The sequence below is a fragment of the Kaistella sp. 97-N-M2 genome (assembly GCF_021513235.1).
In the GTDB taxonomy this organism is placed as follows: Bacteria; Bacteroidota; Bacteroidia; order Flavobacteriales; family Weeksellaceae; genus Kaistella.
The window spans coordinates 591,632-610,470 of the sequence record NZ_CP090976.1 but is presented as its reverse complement, the minus strand read 5'-3'; the positions used below and the strand labels follow the sequence as shown (position 1 = coordinate 610,470).

The 18,839-nt window shown below is 40.6% G+C and carries 15 protein-coding genes, 1 tRNA gene, 1 pseudogene and 1 riboswitch; of the genes and pseudogenes, 10 read left to right on the top strand and 7 right to left on the bottom strand.

All coding sequences use genetic code 11. The annotated features are described in order from the left end of the window. Positions 1-76: 76 nt before the first annotated feature. From L0B70_RS02940 to L0B70_RS02915, 6 genes are all read left to right on the top strand, one after another. A complete protein-coding gene (locus tag L0B70_RS02940; RefSeq protein WP_235142819.1) occupies positions 77-466 on the top strand; it encodes an HIT family protein in 390 nt (129 codons plus the stop codon). Between the two features lie 69 nt (positions 467-535). Then, on the top strand, positions 536-1,717 hold the full coding sequence (gene clpX / locus L0B70_RS02935; RefSeq protein WP_235142818.1) for an ATP-dependent Clp protease ATP-binding subunit ClpX: 1,182 nt from the start codon (positions 536-538) through the stop codon (positions 1,715-1,717). A gap of 80 nt (positions 1,718-1,797) precedes the next feature. Then, positions 1,798-3,783: a T9SS type A sorting domain-containing protein gene (locus L0B70_RS02930; RefSeq protein ID WP_235142817.1), complete on the top strand. Its 1,986-nt coding sequence runs from the start codon at positions 1,798-1,800 to the stop codon at positions 3,781-3,783. A 17-nt stretch (positions 3,784-3,800) separates the two neighbouring features. After that, positions 3,801-4,019: a signal peptidase gene (locus L0B70_RS02925; RefSeq protein ID WP_235142816.1), complete on the top strand. Its 219-nt coding sequence runs from the start codon at positions 3,801-3,803 to the stop codon at positions 4,017-4,019. 60 nt (positions 4,020-4,079) lie between these two features. Then, the gene (locus L0B70_RS02920; RefSeq protein ID WP_235142815.1) at positions 4,080-5,363 is read left to right on the top strand and encodes a TlpA disulfide reductase family protein; all 1,284 of its coding nucleotides are present in this window, start codon (positions 4,080-4,082) and stop codon (positions 5,361-5,363) included. Positions 5,364-5,408: 45 nt separating this feature from the next. Next, positions 5,409-5,482, top strand: a tRNA-Met gene (locus tag L0B70_RS02915). 346 nt (positions 5,483-5,828) lie between these two features. Here the strand turns inward: L0B70_RS02915 and L0B70_RS02910 are convergent. The 4 genes and pseudogenes from L0B70_RS02910 to L0B70_RS02895 all read right to left on the bottom strand — a co-directional run bounded on the left by L0B70_RS02910 (position 5,829) and on the right by L0B70_RS02895 (position 9,594). Further along, positions 5,829-6,800, bottom strand: coding sequence for a DUF3810 domain-containing protein (locus tag L0B70_RS02910; RefSeq protein ID WP_235142814.1), 972 nt, complete (start codon positions 6,798-6,800; stop codon positions 5,829-5,831). Positions 6,801-6,882: 82 nt separating this feature from the next. Then, positions 6,883-8,331 carry an MFS transporter gene (locus L0B70_RS02905; RefSeq protein ID WP_235142813.1) on the bottom strand — a complete coding sequence of 483 codons (1,449 nt, stop codon included), beginning with the start codon at positions 8,329-8,331 and terminating at the stop codon, positions 6,883-6,885. 41 nt (positions 8,332-8,372) lie between these two features. Beyond that, positions 8,373-9,099, bottom strand: a pseudogene (locus L0B70_RS02900) (lysophospholipid acyltransferase family protein). Positions 9,100-9,135: 36 nt separating this feature from the next. Then, on the bottom strand, positions 9,136-9,594 hold the full coding sequence (locus L0B70_RS02895) for a GtrA family protein (protein ID WP_235142812.1): 459 nt from the start codon (positions 9,592-9,594) through the stop codon (positions 9,136-9,138). A gap of 310 nt (positions 9,595-9,904) precedes the next feature. Between L0B70_RS02895 and L0B70_RS02890 the strand changes: the two genes are divergently transcribed. Further along, positions 9,905-10,048: a hypothetical protein gene (locus L0B70_RS02890; RefSeq protein WP_235142811.1), complete on the top strand. Its 144-nt coding sequence runs from the start codon at positions 9,905-9,907 to the stop codon at positions 10,046-10,048. Positions 10,049-10,186: 138 nt separating this feature from the next. After that, on the top strand, positions 10,187-11,617 hold the full coding sequence (locus tag L0B70_RS02885) for a CCA tRNA nucleotidyltransferase (protein ID WP_235142810.1): 1,431 nt from the start codon (positions 10,187-10,189) through the stop codon (positions 11,615-11,617). Positions 11,618-11,680: 63 nt separating this feature from the next. Here the strand turns inward: L0B70_RS02885 and L0B70_RS02880 are convergent, their stop codons facing one another. The 3 genes from L0B70_RS02880 to ppk1 form a co-directional block, all read right to left on the bottom strand. Continuing rightward, positions 11,681-12,730 (bottom strand): hypothetical protein, encoded by a 1,050-nt coding sequence (locus L0B70_RS02880; protein WP_235142809.1) that lies wholly within the window; start codon positions 12,728-12,730, stop codon positions 11,681-11,683. A 10-nt stretch (positions 12,731-12,740) separates the two neighbouring features. Further along, positions 12,741-14,567: a TonB-dependent siderophore receptor gene (locus L0B70_RS02875; RefSeq protein ID WP_235142808.1), complete on the bottom strand. Its 1,827-nt coding sequence runs from the start codon at positions 14,565-14,567 to the stop codon at positions 12,741-12,743. Positions 14,568-14,595: 28 nt separating this feature from the next. Continuing rightward, a riboswitch (cobalamin riboswitch) is annotated at positions 14,596-14,765 on the bottom strand. Between the two features lie 56 nt (positions 14,766-14,821). After that, positions 14,822-16,909, bottom strand: a complete 2,088-nt coding sequence (ppk1, locus tag L0B70_RS02870) for a polyphosphate kinase 1 (RefSeq protein ID WP_235142807.1) — start codon at positions 16,907-16,909, stop codon at positions 14,822-14,824. Positions 16,910-17,015: 106 nt separating this feature from the next. Between ppk1 and L0B70_RS02865 the strand changes: the two genes are divergently transcribed. Both L0B70_RS02865 and L0B70_RS02860 read left to right on the top strand, forming a co-directional pair. Continuing rightward, entirely contained in the window at positions 17,016-17,612 is a 597-nt protein-coding gene (locus L0B70_RS02865; RefSeq protein ID WP_235142806.1) for a Crp/Fnr family transcriptional regulator, read from the top strand. Next, a complete protein-coding gene (locus L0B70_RS02860) occupies positions 17,612-18,829 on the top strand; it encodes a hypothetical protein (protein WP_235142805.1) in 1,218 nt (405 codons plus the stop codon). The genes L0B70_RS02865 and L0B70_RS02860 overlap by 1 nt, the downstream gene beginning before the upstream one ends. Positions 18,830-18,839: the final 10 nt, after the last annotated feature.

Here is an 18,839-nt window from a genome sequence, read left to right as displayed (position 1 = left end):
AATTTTGTCCCATTAAAAAGTACCGGGAAGTTTAGAATTTTCGGTATTTAATGAACAACTTTCAAAAAGGAAAATCATGAGTTCCATTTTCACAAAAATTATCAAAAACGAAATTCCGGCTTATAAAATTGCCGAGGACAGTCATCATTTGGCTTTTCTGGATGCCATGCCTTTAGCGAAAGGTCATACTCTGGTTATACCGAAGGTAGAGACGGATCTTATTTTTGATCTGGAAAATGACGATTTCAAAAATCTTTGGGGCTTTGCGCAAACCGTAGCAAAGAAAATGCAGAAAACCTATCCTAATAAACGGATTGCTGTTGCAGTTATTGGTTTGGAAGTTCCGCATGCGCACATTCATCTCATTCCTATTACGAAAACGGAAGACATGAACTTTAAAAATGTCCGTTTGAAATTTTCAGACGATGAATATCAAGAAATTCAGCGCGCAATCCTTAATTCCTAAAAACACAATTTTGTCAGAGTTTTTTAACTTTGACAAATTTTTTAAAATAACGCAACTTATTATTACTATATGAATTCAAATCAATGTTCTTTCTGTGGAAGAAAACGAACTGAGGTACAGATGCTGATCTCCGGAAACAATGGCTTTATCTGCGAAAACTGCATTGAGCAGGCGCACGCTATTGTAGTTGAAGGTGATAAGGACACAGGATTTTCGCCCTCAGAAAGCATGCAGGATCTTAAAAAACCAAAAGAGATCAAAAAGTTTCTCGATACCTATGTTATCGGGCAGGATCAGGCAAAAAAGCAGCTCTCGATCGCGGTTTATAATCATTATAAAAGAATTTTACACGCCAAAGATGAAAACCGTGAAGTTGAGATCGAAAAATCCAACATCATAATGATTGGCGAGACCGGAACCGGTAAAACACTTCTCGCAAAAACCATTGCAAAGGAATTAAATGTGCCTTTCTGTATTGTTGATGCTACCATTTTGACAGAAGCCGGTTATGTGGGCGAAGATGTAGAAAGTATTTTGTCGCGCCTTCTCATGGTCGCAGATTACGACGTAGAAAAAGCGGAGAAAGGAATCGTCTTTATTGATGAAATCGACAAAATTGCAAGAAAATCTGACAATCCGAGCATTACGCGCGATGTTTCGGGTGAGGGCGTGCAGCAAGGTTTGTTAAAACTTTTGGAAGGCAGCATTGTAAACGTGCCGCCGCAGGGTGGAAGAAAACATCCGGATCAAAAATATATCCAGGTGAATACGCAGAATATCTTATTTATCGCGGGTGGCGCGTTCGACGGTATTAAAGAAATTATTGAAAGACGTTTGAACAAGCAGGCCATCGGTTTCAGCATGGATAAACTGAATAAAATTGAAGAAGAAGATTATATTTTAAGGCAGATAAATGCTATTGATTTGCGCAAATTCGGCTTAATACCGGAGCTTTTGGGGAGATTCCCAATTGTTACTTACTTAGAAAAACTTACAAAAGAGACCATGATTCGCATTATGAAGGAACCGAAAAACTCCATCATCAATCAGTTTGTGGAGCTATTTAAAATGGATGACGTTTCGCTGAAGTTTACCGATGAAGCTATCGACAAAATCGTGGATGAAACGATGGAGAAAGGACTTGGTGCCCGTGGATTGAGGGGGACAACAGAAAAAGTTTTGGAAGATTATATGTTCGATATTACCGCAAAAAAGAAGATAATTTTAAATAAAGATAATTTAAATTTTTAGCATTATTTTGATATTCCGGCGCGGAATAAAAAAAATTAATATATTTGTGTGTCCTATTTTCATAAAACACAAAACACACAATGATGAAAAGAAATCTACTAACTGTAGCGCTCCTCGCGCTGGGTTTATCTGTGGGCGCCCAAAATGTTATTTGCCATATTGATCCCAATGCGATATTTTATGTCGGGGAAAATGCCTTGGTTTATAACGGTGGTGGCGTCGAGACGAAAGGTAACGGAGTGTACGACATCCGTGGCAACGTAATGGTAGTCGGTACCTCTTCCGACAGTTTCAAAACTTTAACAACCGGGGGCGCCAGTAAATCCGACGGCGGAAACTTTATTTTACGGTTAAACAATCCTGCAAATTTTGCCTCATCAACGTATGGTCAACTTTACATCACGGGATTAAGCCAGGGAAACATTTCCGGGATTGTGGATAAGGAGTACCGTACCAAAAAACACGGGACTTACCAGCAGATCGCGCTGCCGTTTTATAATAAAGTAATCTCCAGCCTTTCCGGCACCGCCTCGACAATTGGAACTCTGGGAAAAACTTTTTCGAATGTCAGATATTCGAAAAATGAGGTTTTAACCTGGACGAACGCAACTGCGGTATCCGATAATCTAAATGTCAGCGCAGTTACCCCGAAAAATACAACTTATTACATGTTCGGATCCCTCGGTCTGGACACCAGTGCGCCCCCAGCAACAATGCCGGCCAACGCTCCCGCTCCCAATGGTTCTGTGTATACTTTGAAAGGAAGGCCCTACGCAAACGGAGCAACGGAACTGTTGCGAAATGCCGCCAATGGTATTAATTTCGGGCCGGGCGGAACTAACACAAATTCTTACAACGAAAGGTACAACAGTTACTTACAGGACAACTGGGATTACACGGCTAATCCAAGTAATCCGTGGTCTGTGGCAACCTTCGGAAAAAACATATACCAGTTTGGAAATCCTTATTTCACGAATTTAGATTTGAGCTTGATAGGAATTACCGAGTTGGCTACCATAACAGACAATAATGCCATTTCGTCTATCCAGGGAATCCGCTATGATCCGGGAACGGTTGTTTCGGCGCCTAATGTTGGAACGTATTCTGTGGCGGCGCAGTTTGTTAATTTTACCGCAGGTGCACCTGTTCCGGTAGGCGATGTCGGTTTAATTATCAAGCCGATGCAAACCTTTGTTATTAAATTGCGAAATAACGACGCGGAGCTGAATGGAAACAAAACTTTAAATTTTGATAATTTACGAAGGTTTAAAAACACGCCACGTGCCTCCGCTACCAACTATTCCGTCACCGCCGCAAGGTTTGCAAGTGAAAATAACGGAACTGTAAAACAGCTCGGTGTTATTGGCCTGGACCAGAACGGAGAAGAACTTGCGAGAACTTATTTTGCGGTCTATCCAACCGCTACTACAGGACAAACTTCGGAACCCACCGTGCAGTCTATTCTTGGTAGCGATAATATCCTTGGAACTTTCGAAGAAAGTGTTAATGGCGGAATCGACCCGAATTATGCAAATTCTTACTGGTTGTATATTAATGAAGCCAATGAAAACGATTTCTTTGGAAAAGCCCTGCCTTTATCCTTATACAGCAGTAGCATAAAATTTTTAAAATTTGAAGTAAGAGAAAATACCGACCTGATTGCAGATGGTGTTCACAATTTGTCCACAGGAATCGGATTTTATTATAAAGCGGCAAACGGAGCCATTTCTGAGATCGCGCAGAATCAGGTAATTCCGGTGTCGGGTGATCAGTATAATTTGTATTACGGAAAATCGCTTGTCTTAGGAACCGATGTAACGTCGAAACCTTCGCGTACAATGGTTGTTTATAATGGTAGCATCGATAAGTTCGTTGTTCGTTTCGATCCTTTATGGAAAAAATCGGACATCAAGGTTTACGATATGAGTGGAAAACTAATGTTATCGCAAAAAGAGGTTTCAACCAATCAGGATTTTGAAATAAATCTTGCAAAAGCTAATGCAGCTTACATTGTAACCGCAGTTTCTGAAAAAGGTGAAAAAATTAGCTCCAAAATTATTAGATAATATTAAAAACACAAATTATGAGACATCTAAATAAAATTTTGCTCTTTACCTTTCTGATGATAGGCGTATTGCTCCGGGCCGAAGATATGCCATCTCCTCCACCCGGCGGCGGTGGCGGTGGTACGGGTCCGGGAGCGCCGGCTTCACCTATTGATATGTATATCTATATCCTGGCTGTGGTCGCATTTATTTTTATTATTTATTTTAACCGAAAACACGAAAAAACTACTGTTTAAGTAGTTATAAAATAAGTTTTAACCCGTCCGAATTTGGCGGGTTTTTTTTATATTTACATCATGAAGAAAATTTTAGGGATCATCAGTTTGATGATGATAAATTCGGTATCAGCACAGTTTAAAGTAGAGATTGAAGCTCCGCCTTCATTTGCGCCGAAAGAGGTATATCTATATACCTTAAGTGGTTCCAAAGATCTTTTGGAAAGCAAAGAGGTTAGAAAAGGAAATTCCTGGCAAATCAATGTGGCTAAACCTTACACGGGAATGATGAAACTCTATTTTCCGGAAGATAACATTTCGATGAATTTTATATCTGAAAACAAAAACGTAAAATTAAAGTTTGATGTTGCGCAGGGAAAAATTACGAATGTTGAATATCTGGATGACAGTAACTTCGCCATGAACAATCTGCAGGATATTCAGCAAAAAAAAGAATTTATTCTGCCCGCCCTTAATCAAATGAAGGATTATTATAAACCGAATACCGATTTCGGGAAAGCACTTGATACCGAAATCAACAGGTTGTCCAACAGTTCGCTCGATGTTACGAAATATCCCTTCGTGAGCTACTATAACACCAATTACTCCAAATTTCTGGAAAAAAATGCCGCTAAAAAGCCGCTCACGCACGAAGATATCATCGACTTTTTAACAAAATCCAACGATATGCTGGAAACTTCGTCGCTGTTAAAACCCGTTTTAATTGCTTATCTTAATGTTGGTCCCAGCACCAACGTAACGGCAGATATTGACGCTTTGCTGAAAGCGGTGAATGTAGAAACACCCCGCGGACAAACCGTTCTTTCAGAATTGATTGAGATTTTCGACACGTACGACATGAAGGACTTAAAGACCAAATATCTTACGCAGGCAAGCAATCTTAAATGCACCATTAACGAAAGATTGTCTTCGACGATCGCTACTAATAAAAATACAGAGATCGGAGCGGTATTCCCTAACCAGGTTTTTGTACAGGCCACCAATACCTCCGCGAAATCTTTAACAGATGTTAATTCCGACCGGAAAGTCATCATTTTTTGGTCCTCAACTTGTTCACATTGCGAAGCCGAACTACCTACGATTCTGGAGAAGTACAGTGCGATGAAAGCGAAAAATATTCAGGTCATCGGTCTTTCTTTAGACAACGAAAAAGCATCTTACCAAAATAAAGTGAAGAATCTGCCCTGGATTAACGATTCGGAGCTGAAAGGTTGGTACAGCTCCTATGTGGATAAATACAATGTACATGCAACGCCAACTTATTTTGTGCTGGATGCTAATAATAAGATCATCGCCAAACCCGATCATGCCGCCGATGTAATTTCTTATTTAAAATTGAATTAATTTTTGTCGCGTTCCAAAATATTTCTATCTTTGCACCACTCAAAAGGCGAGGTAGCTCAGTCGGTTAGAGCGCAGGATTCATAACCCTGAGGTCACGGGTTCAATTCCCGTCTTCGCTACTAAAAAACCCAAATTAATTTTTGGGTTTTTTTTGTCGAAAATCCTTTTTTTTGCAAATAAAATCCTTTCGGAACCGGGCGTTATAAGGCTAATAAAAATTTAATTTATTATTCTTTAAAATTTCTTTAAAAGTTTAATAATATCCTAATTTTATACCTATTTTCTTATTATTATCATAATTAAAGTCGTAAGATCAAGATTTTTGTAGTATTTTGTTTGTAGATCGAAAAAATAAGCATACCTTTACAGCGCTTTTAAGTGAGGACGTAAGTTCTGCTGAAAGCATAAATTTTTTTTCATCATTTGTGTTTAGAATCGTATTGCAAAATGCGATTCTTTTTTTGTTTAGTCGCCAAATCTTTCATAGCGAATCAACAGATCTACAAAGTAGGAGTACGTGATGCTGCCCTCCTGTTGATTGCTTTTTAAAAATAAATCGTTCGTAAGACCAAACACGATATCTAAAAGTCCTTCGTGTTCTTTCTTAAATCTTTTTTCCGCCAGTCGGTCCCTTTTCATCCCTTCGGAGTAATTTTGAAGAACCTTCGCTACAAATTCGGGATTTTTTTCGTTTAAAGAATTTAAAAGTGACTTCAGTACAAAATACTGCGTGCTATAGCGCAATGCTGTATTTTCGGAACTCTTACCAATTAAGTACGCGGTAAAATTAGCTTCCTGTTCCCGTGCAAAGCCAACCTGATGCATACCCTCATGCGCCAAAGTGAACGGGAGATAAGTCGCTGGAAGTTCCGGATTGTATTGGGCTTCGGCGGTAAAGGGATTATAATATCCCAATATTCCGGAATAGCTCATCACTCCTTTATAAAGGCTCGGTTTAAACATCTTAATGCTTGTTCCTTTTTTGGATGTAATGAATGCCGGCAGTTTATTTTGATTTTGGAGAATTTGGTCTTCGATGGCCGCGATATGATCAACTTTAAAAACACCGTTTTTATCTTCGTCAGCCATACTTCTGGTTTCGCGGCAGAGGTCCAGATATTTCAACGTTAGGCTCTTCGTTTCCGCTACGGTAATTTCGCCTTTCGGCAGCTTTTCACGGAGGGGTGTCTGAAAATAAAGCATTCCCCAGAAAAGTTGGTAGATCAAATAAAGCAAATTCAACATCATTAAAAACTTCCGGAGGTAAGCGTTACGGGTTTTCTTCCGTAAAATTTTAATAAAAAAAACTAGGAAGAGAAGTCCTATTAAAATGTAAAAAACGTCTCCGACAGAAAACGAAAGGACGGAAAATAATTTTTGATGTAAGGCTTTCTGCCACTCAAAAAATTGCTCGAAAAGCTTAACGGCTGCATCCATTCTGGAGCAGATAAAAAACAAAAGAAATTGGGCAAGTAAAATACCCGCCCAAAATCTCTTTTTTATATAAATTTTATTTTTTTTAATGGCCACCTTCGCTTTTAATTTTATCGAGATCAATTCCCTGTGCTTTTAAAATTCCTGTAACTCTAATGGCGTAAAAAACCAGATAAGCAAAACACAGAACACCAACTACGTAGCTGATGTGAATGTTCGTCATATCAGCAAGTGTACCCTGCAGCCAGGAAATTATTCCGCCACCCATAATCATCATGATTAAATAACCGGAACCCTGGTTGGTATGTTTTCCCAAACCATTTATCGCCAATGCAAAAATACACGGCCAAAGTGTAGAGCAGAATAATCCCACGCTCGTGAAAGCATACACTGAAATCATCCCGGAGGTCATCATGCCAAAAATTAGGGCTAAAATACCCATGCTGGAAAAGATGAGCAACATTCTTGCGGGATTGCCTTTGCTCGCAATATCGCAGGCAATCATTACCAAAATAATTAAACCATAAATGTAGAAGTGCGACAAATCATGTTTCGCAATAGCATTCACCAAAAGGAAAACGCCAAAGGCCAGATAAGGTGCCAGAAATCTCAGTATCTTTTTTGAACCTGCACTTACATCAAAAGCATCAACAGCGCCGGTCCAACGGCCAATCATTAAAGAGGCCCAGTATAAGGAAACATAGGGTGCAATATCTTTGGTGGAGAATCCTAAAGATTTTTCCATATAGGCAGGTAAATTACTCGCCGTAGAAACCTCAACGCCCACATAAACGAAAATCGCGATCATTCCTAAAACGAGCTGCGGATATTTCAAGGCGGAATCGCGGTGTTCGCCGGGAATCACATCCGTGGTGTCTTCGGTAATTGTAGGTGTTATTTGGGGAAGCGAAGAAAATTTAAGTAAAATAGCAACCAAAATAAAAGCGCCGCCCAAAACCATATAAGGGATCTTTACCGACTCTATACTCGCTTCGGTATTTGAAGCTGTAGCAGAACCGAAAATAGCAAAGGCCACAATTAAGGGTCCAATGGTGGTGCCCAGGTTGTTAATTCCGCCGGCCATCGTCAACCGTTGGGAACCTGTTTCTGTTGGTCCTACTTCAATGGCCAAGGGGTTTGCAACAATTTGTTGGAGGGAAAAGCCCAAACCCAAAATAAACAGGCCTGTGATCATCAGCGGGAAGGAACCCAGATTGGCTGCAGGATAAAAGAGCAAAGTCCCGGAGGCTGAAATTAAAAGTCCTAAAATTAAACCGTTTTTATAGCCTATTTTATTCACCAGATCCTGCTTTATGGCTTTGGAGATAAACATATAAATTAAGGACCCCACCGTATAAGCCACATAAAATGCAACCGATACCAACTGACTTTGACTTTGGGTAAGATCAAACGCTTTTTTGAAGACAGGAATTAAAATATCGTTGCTGGCAGCAACAAATCCCCAGAAGAAAAATACAGTCACTAAGGGGACAAACTGGCCCCAGTTGGTTTGCTTTGAATAATTTGTAGACATATGTTAATAATTTCTTAAAACAAATATAACTAATTATTTACTCAATTGGGGTTTTCCAAAATGTTTTTTATTTCCGCGTGGGCGGCGGTTTTCAAATCATTCAGAGGCGCCTCAGGCTTCATAATATCAGTAAGGTAAACCTTTACTTTTCCCGGATGACCTTTGGAATAATTAAACGGAAACATTTCTTTTAAACCGACAAACGTAAAAACCAAAAGCGGTGAGTGGTGCTTTTTTGCCAAAATAAAAGCTCCGTCCTTAAATTCGTCCAAAATTACAGATTCATCGTCGGGCACGCCGCCTTCCGGAAAAATTACAATACTTTGCCCTTCTTCCATTCTTTCCTCACACCGGCGGTAGACGTCCGCGCGGCTTCGGGCAGAACTGCGGTCCACCATAACGCAGATTCTTTTATATATAATTCCGAAAATGGGTATTTTCACCAGTTCTTTTTTTCCCACATAGCACAGCGGATGATGAGGCATTAAGATACATGGGAGCATGACATCCATAATCGAGGTGTGGTTCGAAATAAAAACATATTGCGTGTTTTTGTCAATCTTTTTTATCGGTGAGCTTTTTCAGCTCGTAGCGAAATCCCATTCCGTAAAACATTCCAATGCACCATAATCTGATAAATTGATACGCATATTTATAATGTTCCTTTCGGATCGAAAAAAGAAGCACCGGAATGCCCATCACAATGGTTAGCACCGCTCCCAGGATAATCATCCAGCCGCGCCAAATATAGTTGAGGATCTTTGTCATTTAATTTTTTGAGAGGTTGCGTTGAAGCCTGCTAATTTATCCATTAAAAATGACTTTCTTTTTTACGGTGTAATTAAGGACGGAAACCAAAATGATGGCCGAAATCTTACTCAGCATTTCCTGGCTAAAGACAAAAAATCCCACATCGATATGATTAAAGAAGACAAAACGGAAGAAAATTTGAAAAATACTTAAACTTACGAGGGTGGATAAGAACGAAACTCCCATGAAATACGTAAATTCCTTCTTTTTTGAATGTTTGCCCCTTTCGAAAACGAACCAAATGCTGAGAAAATAATTGGTGATGATGCCAAAACTTGTCGAAAAAATGTTGCTTAACGGAAAATGAATGCCATGATAATTGGTTTCCTGAAAAAAAATAAGCGGTAACTGACTACTGAAGATCTTGAATGATCCAATTTCTACCACTGCGCTTAGTGCCCCCGCGAAAGCAAAAAGTAAAATCTGTTTTTGTTTAAGTAAAATTTCTTTCATCGTAAGTAAGTGCAAATTTAAAATTATATGTTAAACAATTAGAAATGTTGTTAAAAAAAATTTTGCTTTGTTTTAATGCTTATATTTAATTTGTCAAACCGGTGCGTTTAACATAATATTTTCATTAATATGTGCGTAAGGCAGTTGTTTTTCAATCGAAGTGCGTATTTCTATTAATATTATTGAATTAATCCCGTTTATCATGACTACCCAACGACCCTATAGAAAATTTGTACCCCAACAGAAAAAAATTGATGCGTTAGAAAAAAATAGTCCGCGGTTTAAAAGAGTTTATTCCGAATATGAATTGATGTCTGACGAATTATGGAATCTCGAAAACAGCAAAGAGGTCAATATTCCCGATGACTTCATGGAGGCATTACAGGTGCAGACAGATTGCCTGGAAGTAGAGATCGACGATTGGCTTTTAGAGGATGAAAAGACCACATTTTAGGGAATATGGGATTATAAAACTCAGTTCCTGTGAGTTTTTTTGAGCCTTTCTTTTAAAAACAGGCGTCCGTTCCAAAATCGCTGCGCGGCATTGTCTTAGAAGCTTTATCTTTGCACTTAGACATTCAGGCGAAACTTTATGAACATCAATCTCACTCAAAATAGAAATCTCAAACTTTTTAAACGTATTTCGGAAGTTGCCGCAAAAAATAACCAAAACGTCTTTATCGTCGGCGGTTATGTGCGCGATCTTTTGATGAAAAGAAAAGTTCCCACCGATATCGATTTTGTGACGGAAGGAAACGGCATCGATTTGGCCAAAGCTGTCGCGCTGGAAATTAATCCGAATTTAAAGGTTTCCGTTTTCAAAAATTACGGTACGGCGATGTTCAAGCATGAAGGTCTGGATCTCGAGTTTGTGGGTGCCCGAAAAGAAAGTTACGCGGAAGATTCCAGAAAACCCGCCGTAGAAACCGGTACGCTGGAGGACGATCAAAAACGCCGCGATTTTACCATCAACGCGTTGGCAATTTCTTTAAATAAAGAAAATTTCGGAGATCTTATCGATCCTTTTGGCGGCGTTTCAGATATTAAGCAAAGAATTCTGCGCACGCCTCTGGAGCCGTCCCAAACCTACTCCGATGATCCTTTACGCATGATGCGCGCGATTCGGTTTGCCGCCACCTTACATTTTAAAATTGAAGAAAATTCCCTTAACGCGATAAAAGAGGAAGCCGACCGCATAAAAATTGTGTCGCTGGAGCGTATTATGGTGGAATTTAACAAAATTATGCTTTCGGAAAAACCTTCTTTCGGATTGAAACTTCTGGAAGAAACCGGCCTCATGCAGCTTATTATGCCGGAACTCACTGCTTTAAAAGGTATCGAAGAAATCGAAGGACAAACGCACAAAGATAATTTTTGGCATACTTTGGAAGTAGTGGATAACATTTCCAAAAACACCGATAATCTTTGGCTTCGTTGGGCAGCCCTTCTTCACGACGTTGGAAAAGCACCGACGAAAAAATTTGTAGAAGGAAGCGGCTGGACGTTCCACGGTCACGAATTTTTAGGGTCGAAAATGGTGAAAACCATTTTTCACCGCCTGAAACTTCCACTCGGAAGCGATATGAAATACGTTCAGAAACTCGTTAAACTTTCCTCCCGGCCCATCGCACTGATCGATGACGGCACTTCAGATTCCGCTCTGCGACGTCTTCTCTTTGATGCCGGCGAAGATCTGGAAGACTTATTTATTTTGAACAAAGCCGATATTACGACGAAAAATTCCTCCAAGCAGGCCAAATTCAAAAGAAATTTTGAAGAAGTGGCGCTGAAAATTAAAGAGGTCGAAGAGAAAGATCACGTCCGGAATTTTCAGCCGCCCATTTCCGGCGAAGAAATTATGGAACTTTTCAATTTGCAGCCCGGCCGCGAGATCGGAATTTTAAAAGAGAAAGTAAAGGAAGCCATTCTGGAAGGCGAGATCGCCAATGACAAAGCAGAAGCCAGAAATTTCGTCATTAAAGAAGGGAAAGACCTCGGACTTGTTTTAGCATCGAAAAATTAAAAAAAAATAAAAAGCCCTTTCAAACATGACATTTGAAAGGGCTTTTTCTCTTGGAAAATATTCCTAATTTTTATAGAAACCGTTTGTACCAATTCCCGTGGTAAGGGTTTTCAGAAGCGTGCCCGAAGGTCCGTAAATCCGCACTTTGCTGTCGGTAGAAAAGGTTGGATCTGCGATATACGTGTTGCCGTCGATCACATTAAAACCGTAGATGTTGTTCGCAGTAATCGTAAACATTTCGGTGGCAGTAGTTCCCGCCACGCCGTAGACTTTTTTGGTGGAGGTTAAGAAATATAGTTTATTCTGATCCATCGCCAATTTTTGCGCACCCGCAGCGGAGCCTAAATCAATCTGTTCGGCAACACCCGTCGAAGCCGTAATCCTGTAGAGGTAAGATTTCGTCGCATCAGAAGTAATTACATAAACATAGTTAGCGTCCGAAATCATATCTTTAATGATCAGTTCGTCATTTAAAGTGATCACTTTATCCACTTCATTCGTCGCCGGATTGATTCGGGAAATGGTGTGTCCCGTGGGCAGTTCGTTATACGCGGTGTCGTAAGTGGAACCATCGGTCTGCACATAAACGTAGCTGCCCGAGGTTGTAATTTTCTCCGCGTACCGGTCGAAATTGATGCTTTTCACAAAAGCATTATTCTTGTCGTAAACATTTACTTTTCGAACATCGAAGAAGTTGTTGTTCGTAATGTACGTATTGCCGCCCGAAAAAGTAATGTAACGCGGCGTTTCCAGGTTAGCGGTTATCGTCGCGGTTTTTTTGAAGGTGTAGCGGTTTACAATTTCTACTTTGTTCGGCACATTCAGGACAAGATACGCCAGATCGTCTTTAAAGCCAACGGACTGAAAAACGTTGCCCAAAATTTCGCCATTGTTGTTTTTGCCGAAGATATTGCTTTCCTGCTGAGACAAATCTGCCGAGAGGAACTCTGCGGAAGAAGTCGGCGTGCTGAATCCGCCTTCATTGGTGATGATAATGCCGTTTTCGTAGGCGCCTTTTGGTACTTCATCCACGATTGGATCGTCGTTTCGGCAGGAAACATTGAAGAGTAAACTCAGCGCAAATGCTGAAGCCAGAATTTTTGAAAATTTCATATTTTTATTTTTAAAAGTTAATTAAAAGGTTGGCGCTGTAATTTCTTTTTGGCAAAGGATAATAGACCGAGGTTTCGTAGATTTCATCAAAAATATTATTCACTTTGAATCCGATTTTGTAATGCTTTGCCAGTGTTAGGTTTATTCCGGAGTTGGCCACAAAATAAGATTTGATTGAATCTTTCAGGTTTTCGTCATCGGTGGTATACGTCAAACCGTTGAACATTCCCTGTACAAAAATCTCCATAAATTGGTACCCGTACACTGCGTTTCCGAAAATTTTATGCTGCGGAACATACGCTAAAAAGCGGTTCGTTTCCTTGTTTTTTGAATGGGTGAAAATATATCCTGCTGAAAATTTAGTTTTGCTTTTTCCGAAATCCTTTGCAAAATTCACCTGCGATTCCACGCCGTAAGATTCAACTTCATTTGTGTTGCTGGGCGACCAGATTCCATTTGCATTCGGCAGCCAGCGGATCATATTTTTAATGTTGATGTAGTATGGCGTAACATTGAGTTTGAAGCTGCCGTATTTAAAATTATTCCCAATTTCCGCCTGATGCGACGTCTCTGGTTTCAAACATAAATTTCCGCCCGGTTGCCAGTACAAATCGTTGAAAGAGGGATACCGAAAGTTTTTCGAAGCATTTAAGATCACTTCATACCAGGAGTTCACCGTCGCTCTGGCGGAAAACGAAAAGAGAAGCGGGGTATCGATATTTTCTACGAAATCTTTTTTGAGGCCTGCTTCGAAATTCAACTTCTGCGCGGGATTCCATCGCACCAATCCTGCGAGCGAACCTGCACTTCGCTGCACGGAACTGATTCCGGACCGGTAGCCTTTGGCTTTATTCAGCTGATACTCGCCAATAATATTGAAGGCAAATTCATTATTAAAAATATAATTGAAATCGTTTTTTGCCAGGTATGTTTTGGCCGTGCCACCGCTGCTTTTCGGTTTGTCGGTGTTGTCGAAATACTGAAACTCATCTTCCAGGTAAGCCAGTTTAAAGCTGTTCTGAATTTTGGCTGTTTTAAAATTCCAGTCCGCTAAACTGCGGAAAGTATCAGAAAAATATTTTGTCTTTGTCGCGTACTCCGAAAAAATAGGGTAGTGCTGAATGCCGTCGTAGAGTTGCGTTTGCCAGGAAACCGTGTTTTTCGCATCGATTTTGTAGGCCGCACCTAAATTGAAAGTCCTGTTGTCGTATTCCCCATTTAAGTTGAGGTATTTCTTTTCCGGAACTTCGTAATCATTGTCGCTCTTTACAAAGTTTCCGGAGACTTTTACCGATAATTTTTCGTTGCTGTAAGAAGTTTTCAGAAAAGTATTAATCGTGTTGTACGATCCATATTCGCCAAATAAACTTCCCTGTAAACCCTGATCGAATGATAGTTCGTTGTTCAGATGGATTGTGCCGCCAATGGCGCCGCTGCCGTAAAGCACGCTGCCGCCGCCGGATTTAATCTGTAAATTATCGTAACCGAGAAGATTCAGATTGTTTACATCGCCCTGGCCCAAAAAGACGGAATTGATGTTGATGCCGTTCCACACAAAAGCCGTCTGCTGCGCGGTTGTGCCGCGAAAAGACGGCGAAGAAACCATACCGCGCCCGTTTTCCTTAATATAGACGGAAGATTGAAAGCGCAGAACTTCCGAAAGATTCGTTGTATTTTTTAAGAGATCGTCTTCTTTTAAAGTAGAGACTTTTTGAAATTTTGTGGAGTTCTTCAACTGGTTGTCGAAGATATACACTGTGTCGATGGCCTTTTCCTGAGAAAAACTCCAGAAAACACACAACAGCAAAACCGACGAAATGGGGTATTTTAGATTCATTATTCAGGCTTTTCCTCCGAAAGCGATTTTTAAGTTAAGGCTTTCAGCAAGGTCTCCTGACTTTCACAAAACTGCTCCTTCCCGATTGCTCAGTGGTTGTATTGCAGTTTTACATACGTGATTTACAGTTGCGGGGACAGTTTGTGATTTGCACACAATTCCCTTTTCTAAAAGCGCTGCAAAGGTAACAGATTATATTCGACGAAACAATTAAAAATGTCTGACCTCATTTTTTTATGGTCAGATGAGCTCTTTCACCTTTTAGCCGGCTCCTGCACCAGCGTTTTATTCTTCAGATAATGATACGTCGCAATCTGGGAGCGGACGGGCTGGTGAATGTCGCCCAAAACGTAATGATTTCTTAGTTTTTTGTCCAGAATCCGGGCTTTCACATTATCGCTTAACTGAATTTCGAGCAGATCTTTAATTTCTTTTTTAAGGCTTTTTTGTGTGATTTTGGCCGCCGCTTCAATGCGGTAATCGAGGTTTCGCGTCATCCAGTCGGCGGAAGAAATATACGTGTCCTCGCTGCCTTTATTGTAAAAATACATCACTCTGGCGTGCTCCAGATACTCGTCAACAATACTGATGGCCGTGATTTTCTGTTTGAATTCTTTCTGGTTCACCGCACAGTAAATTCCGCGCACAATCAGTTTCACTATTACGCCCGCCTTTGCAGCGTCGTAAATTTTCTGAATTAAAGTCCGGTCGCTCAGCGAGTTGGATTTGATGATCATCAAAGCTTTCCGTCCGGCCTTGGCTTCGTCGATTTCTTTATCGATATGGCTGATGATTTTTTCGCGCATAAATTGCGGACAAACCAGCAGATTTTTGCAGGATTTCAGTGCGGGCATCATATCGGCTTTCGGCTTTTTCAACACCGTAAAAATTTTGTTGATGTCGGCCATAATTCCTCTGTCCGACGTCATCAGCAAATGGTCGCCATAAATTTTCGCCGTCTTTTCGTTGAAGTTTCCTGTGCTTACAAAACCGTACTGAAGCGTTTTGTTGTGAACTCTTTTTTTAATGACGCAAAGTTTTGCGTGCACTTTTTTATTTGGAATCCCAACGAGAACTTTAACGCCTTCCTGCTCCAGAATTTCTTTCCAGCCCAGATTGCTTTCTTCATCAAACCTCGCGCGAAGTTCCAGCATCACGGTTACGTCTTTTCCGTTTCGCACCGCATTAATTAAGGCATTGATTATTTTTGAATTGCTTGCCAACCGATAGGCGGTTATCTGAATGGATTTCACGTCCGGATCCATGGCAGATTCCCGCAGCAGATCGATGACGGGCGTAAAATGATGATACGGAAAAGAAAGTAAGATATCGGTTTTTTGTATGACGTCGGTAACGCGTTTTCCAACAATTTCCGGATGGTCGAAGGAAGTTCTTTCTTCCGGCTTGTGATACGCTTGAAAAACCTCCGGAAATTCCATGAAATGGCGGAAATTATGAATTTTTCCACCCGGAATGATGCTGTCTTTCTTTGTTAAATGCAGTTTTCTGATGAGAAATTCGACGAGCGATTTATCCATTTCTTTATCGAAAACAAAACGCGTGGGTTTTCCTTTTCGGCGGGATTTGATGCCTTTTTCAATCTTTTCGGCGAGTGTTGTTTTAATGTCGTTATCCAGATCAAACTCCGCATCTTTTGTGACTTTAAAGCAGTTTGCCTTAAATTCATCATAGCCAAAATAAGAAAAAATATGCGGTAAGTTGAAGGTGATAACGTCTTCCAAAAGCATCACATTTTTTTGTGCCTCGTTTTCTGAGGGCAACAGAATGAAACGGCCGATCACCCGCGAAGGGATCTCAATAATGGCAAATTTATTTTCCTGATGTTTGTTTTTTTTGCGCATCGCCACGCCCAAATAGAGGGATTTGTCCCTCAAATAAGGCATTGCAGAATTTTCATTAAGCAAAATAGGAATCACATTACTTTCCACAGTTTCGTCGAAATAGCGGCGCACAAATTCTTCCTGTTTCTCTGTCAGATTGTTTGAATTGCGGATGAAGACATTTTGATCGGCCATTTCCGCCTGAATTTTCTTCCACGTATGATCGAAATTCTGCTGCTGTTTAATGACGATTTCGTTGATGTTCTGCAGGATTTTGGTGGGCGGCTGATAAAAAGACTCCGTGATGTATTTGTCTTTGAAATCCATGGCGCGCTTCAAACCGGCTACGCGAACGCGGAAAAATTCGTCCAGATTATTGGAAAAGATTCCGAGAAAACGGATCCGCAGGTTGAGCGGCACATTTTCGTCCATGGCTTCCTGCAAAACCCGCTCGTTGAAGGCGAGCCACGTAATGTCCCGCGGATTAAAAAGATTTGGCATTTCAGTTCTAAATTTCCCCAAAATTAAGGATTTTTAAACGGTTTTATATGACTGCAATCCTATGCGCAATGATAAATTTTCGTTAAATTTGAGACAAAGTTAAAATATGTTCACCAAAGAAATTTTATTGAAAAATAAAGTTCCGTTTCTGCGTTTCAAGAAAAAAGACACCCTTTTTCGGGAGGATCAAATAGCAGTCAACCTCTATTATTTGTTGGAAGGCGAGATCAAAATTTACAATATCGATTCTGAAGGCAAAGAATTTTTAATCAGCACCGTAAGCGAAAATATGTGTCTGGGCGAACCGCCGTTTCTGCTGGGCGAACGCTATCCCGCGAATGCGATTATCGTGAGCGATACGGCGAAAGTGTTCTGTTTTAACGAGGAACTATTTCAGAAATTTATGATCGATCATCCCGAAGTTCTCATCGAATTTACGAAAGAAATTGCGCGGAAAGCCTACGATAAAACGATGAAGCTGAAATCCATCGTCCATTTAAATCCCCACGAACGAATCCTGAATTATCTCAAAATTCACAAAAGAGGTTTAGGCCTGGAAGCCGACGAAAAAACACTCATCGATGTAACGCGGAAAGAAATGGCAAATTCTACAGGTTTAGCCGTCGAAACCGTGATCCGCACCGTAAAAAAAATGGAACGGGAACAACATTTAGAGTTAATTAATCATAAAATTTATTACTAATGCACCGCAGTTTCTGGCTGAAATTCTCCGTCTTCAATTTTTTTATCGTCGCACTTTTGGGCGTCATCATGCGCTACAAAATTCTGTATGCGCTGCCTTTTTTAGATCAAAAGCATCTGCAGGAAGCGCATTCGCATTTTGCTTTTTACGGCTGGATTACCACGGCGATTTATGTCCTGATACTGCATTATTTAAGCAAAGTGAATCCCGCGCTGCGCCTGAAAAAGTATGAGACGCTGATCATCATCAACCTCGCAGCTTCCTTTTTTATGCTTGGAACCTTCATTTACGGCGGCTACTTTTGGGCCTCCATCGTGGGTTCGACCGTCGCGCTGCTCTGCAGTTTTGTTTTTGGTTATTTTTTCCTGCGCGATTCCCGACAAATTAAAGACCTTTCGAAGATCTGGTTTTTGGCAGGTTTCTTCTTCGCCATCATTTCGTCGCTCGGTGTTTTTAATTTGGGGTACATGAAAATGTCCGATAATATAACGCAGGACATGTATTTGGGCTCGGAATATTATTACCTTCATTTTCAGTACAACGGATTTTTTATTTTTTCCTGCATCGGATTGCTGCTGTATTCCCTGAAAGAAGCCGGTGTCGAAATTTCTGTGCAGAAAAATAAACTTATTTTCTGGTTGATGTTTGTAGGCTGCTTCATCGGTTTCGGACTTTCCGTTTTGTGGGTGGAAATGCCGGTTTATATTTTTGCAGCCATTGTTTTGGCGACGATTGCCCAAACGGTTGGAGCAGTAATGCTTTACGGTTTTGTCAAAAAAACCTGGACGAATTTGGTGCTGAAATGGTCTCCGATGCAAAGATTTGTATTGATGTTTGCAGGTTTTGCGTTCGCCGTGAAAATCGCGCTGCAACTGGGTTCCACAATTCCGGCGGTCAACCAGTTTGCCTTCGGCTTCCGGAATGTCGTCATCGCTTATCTGCATTTGGTTTTGCTCATGTGCATCGCGACTTTTTTAATCAACCAGATTTTGGCTACAAATTATTTCACCATCACCAAAAAACTTTTATTGGGACTTAAACTGCTGCTTTTAGGAATTTTTCTTAATGAATTCGTACTGGGTTTGATGGGTATTTTTTCCATTAAATATATTGCGGTTCCATTCGCGAAAGAAGTGCTTCTGCTGTGCGCCGTCCTGATGTTTTTCGCTATTTTCTGGATGTTCGTCCACATGAAAGTGCGGAAAGACCGATTGTAAATTTTAGACT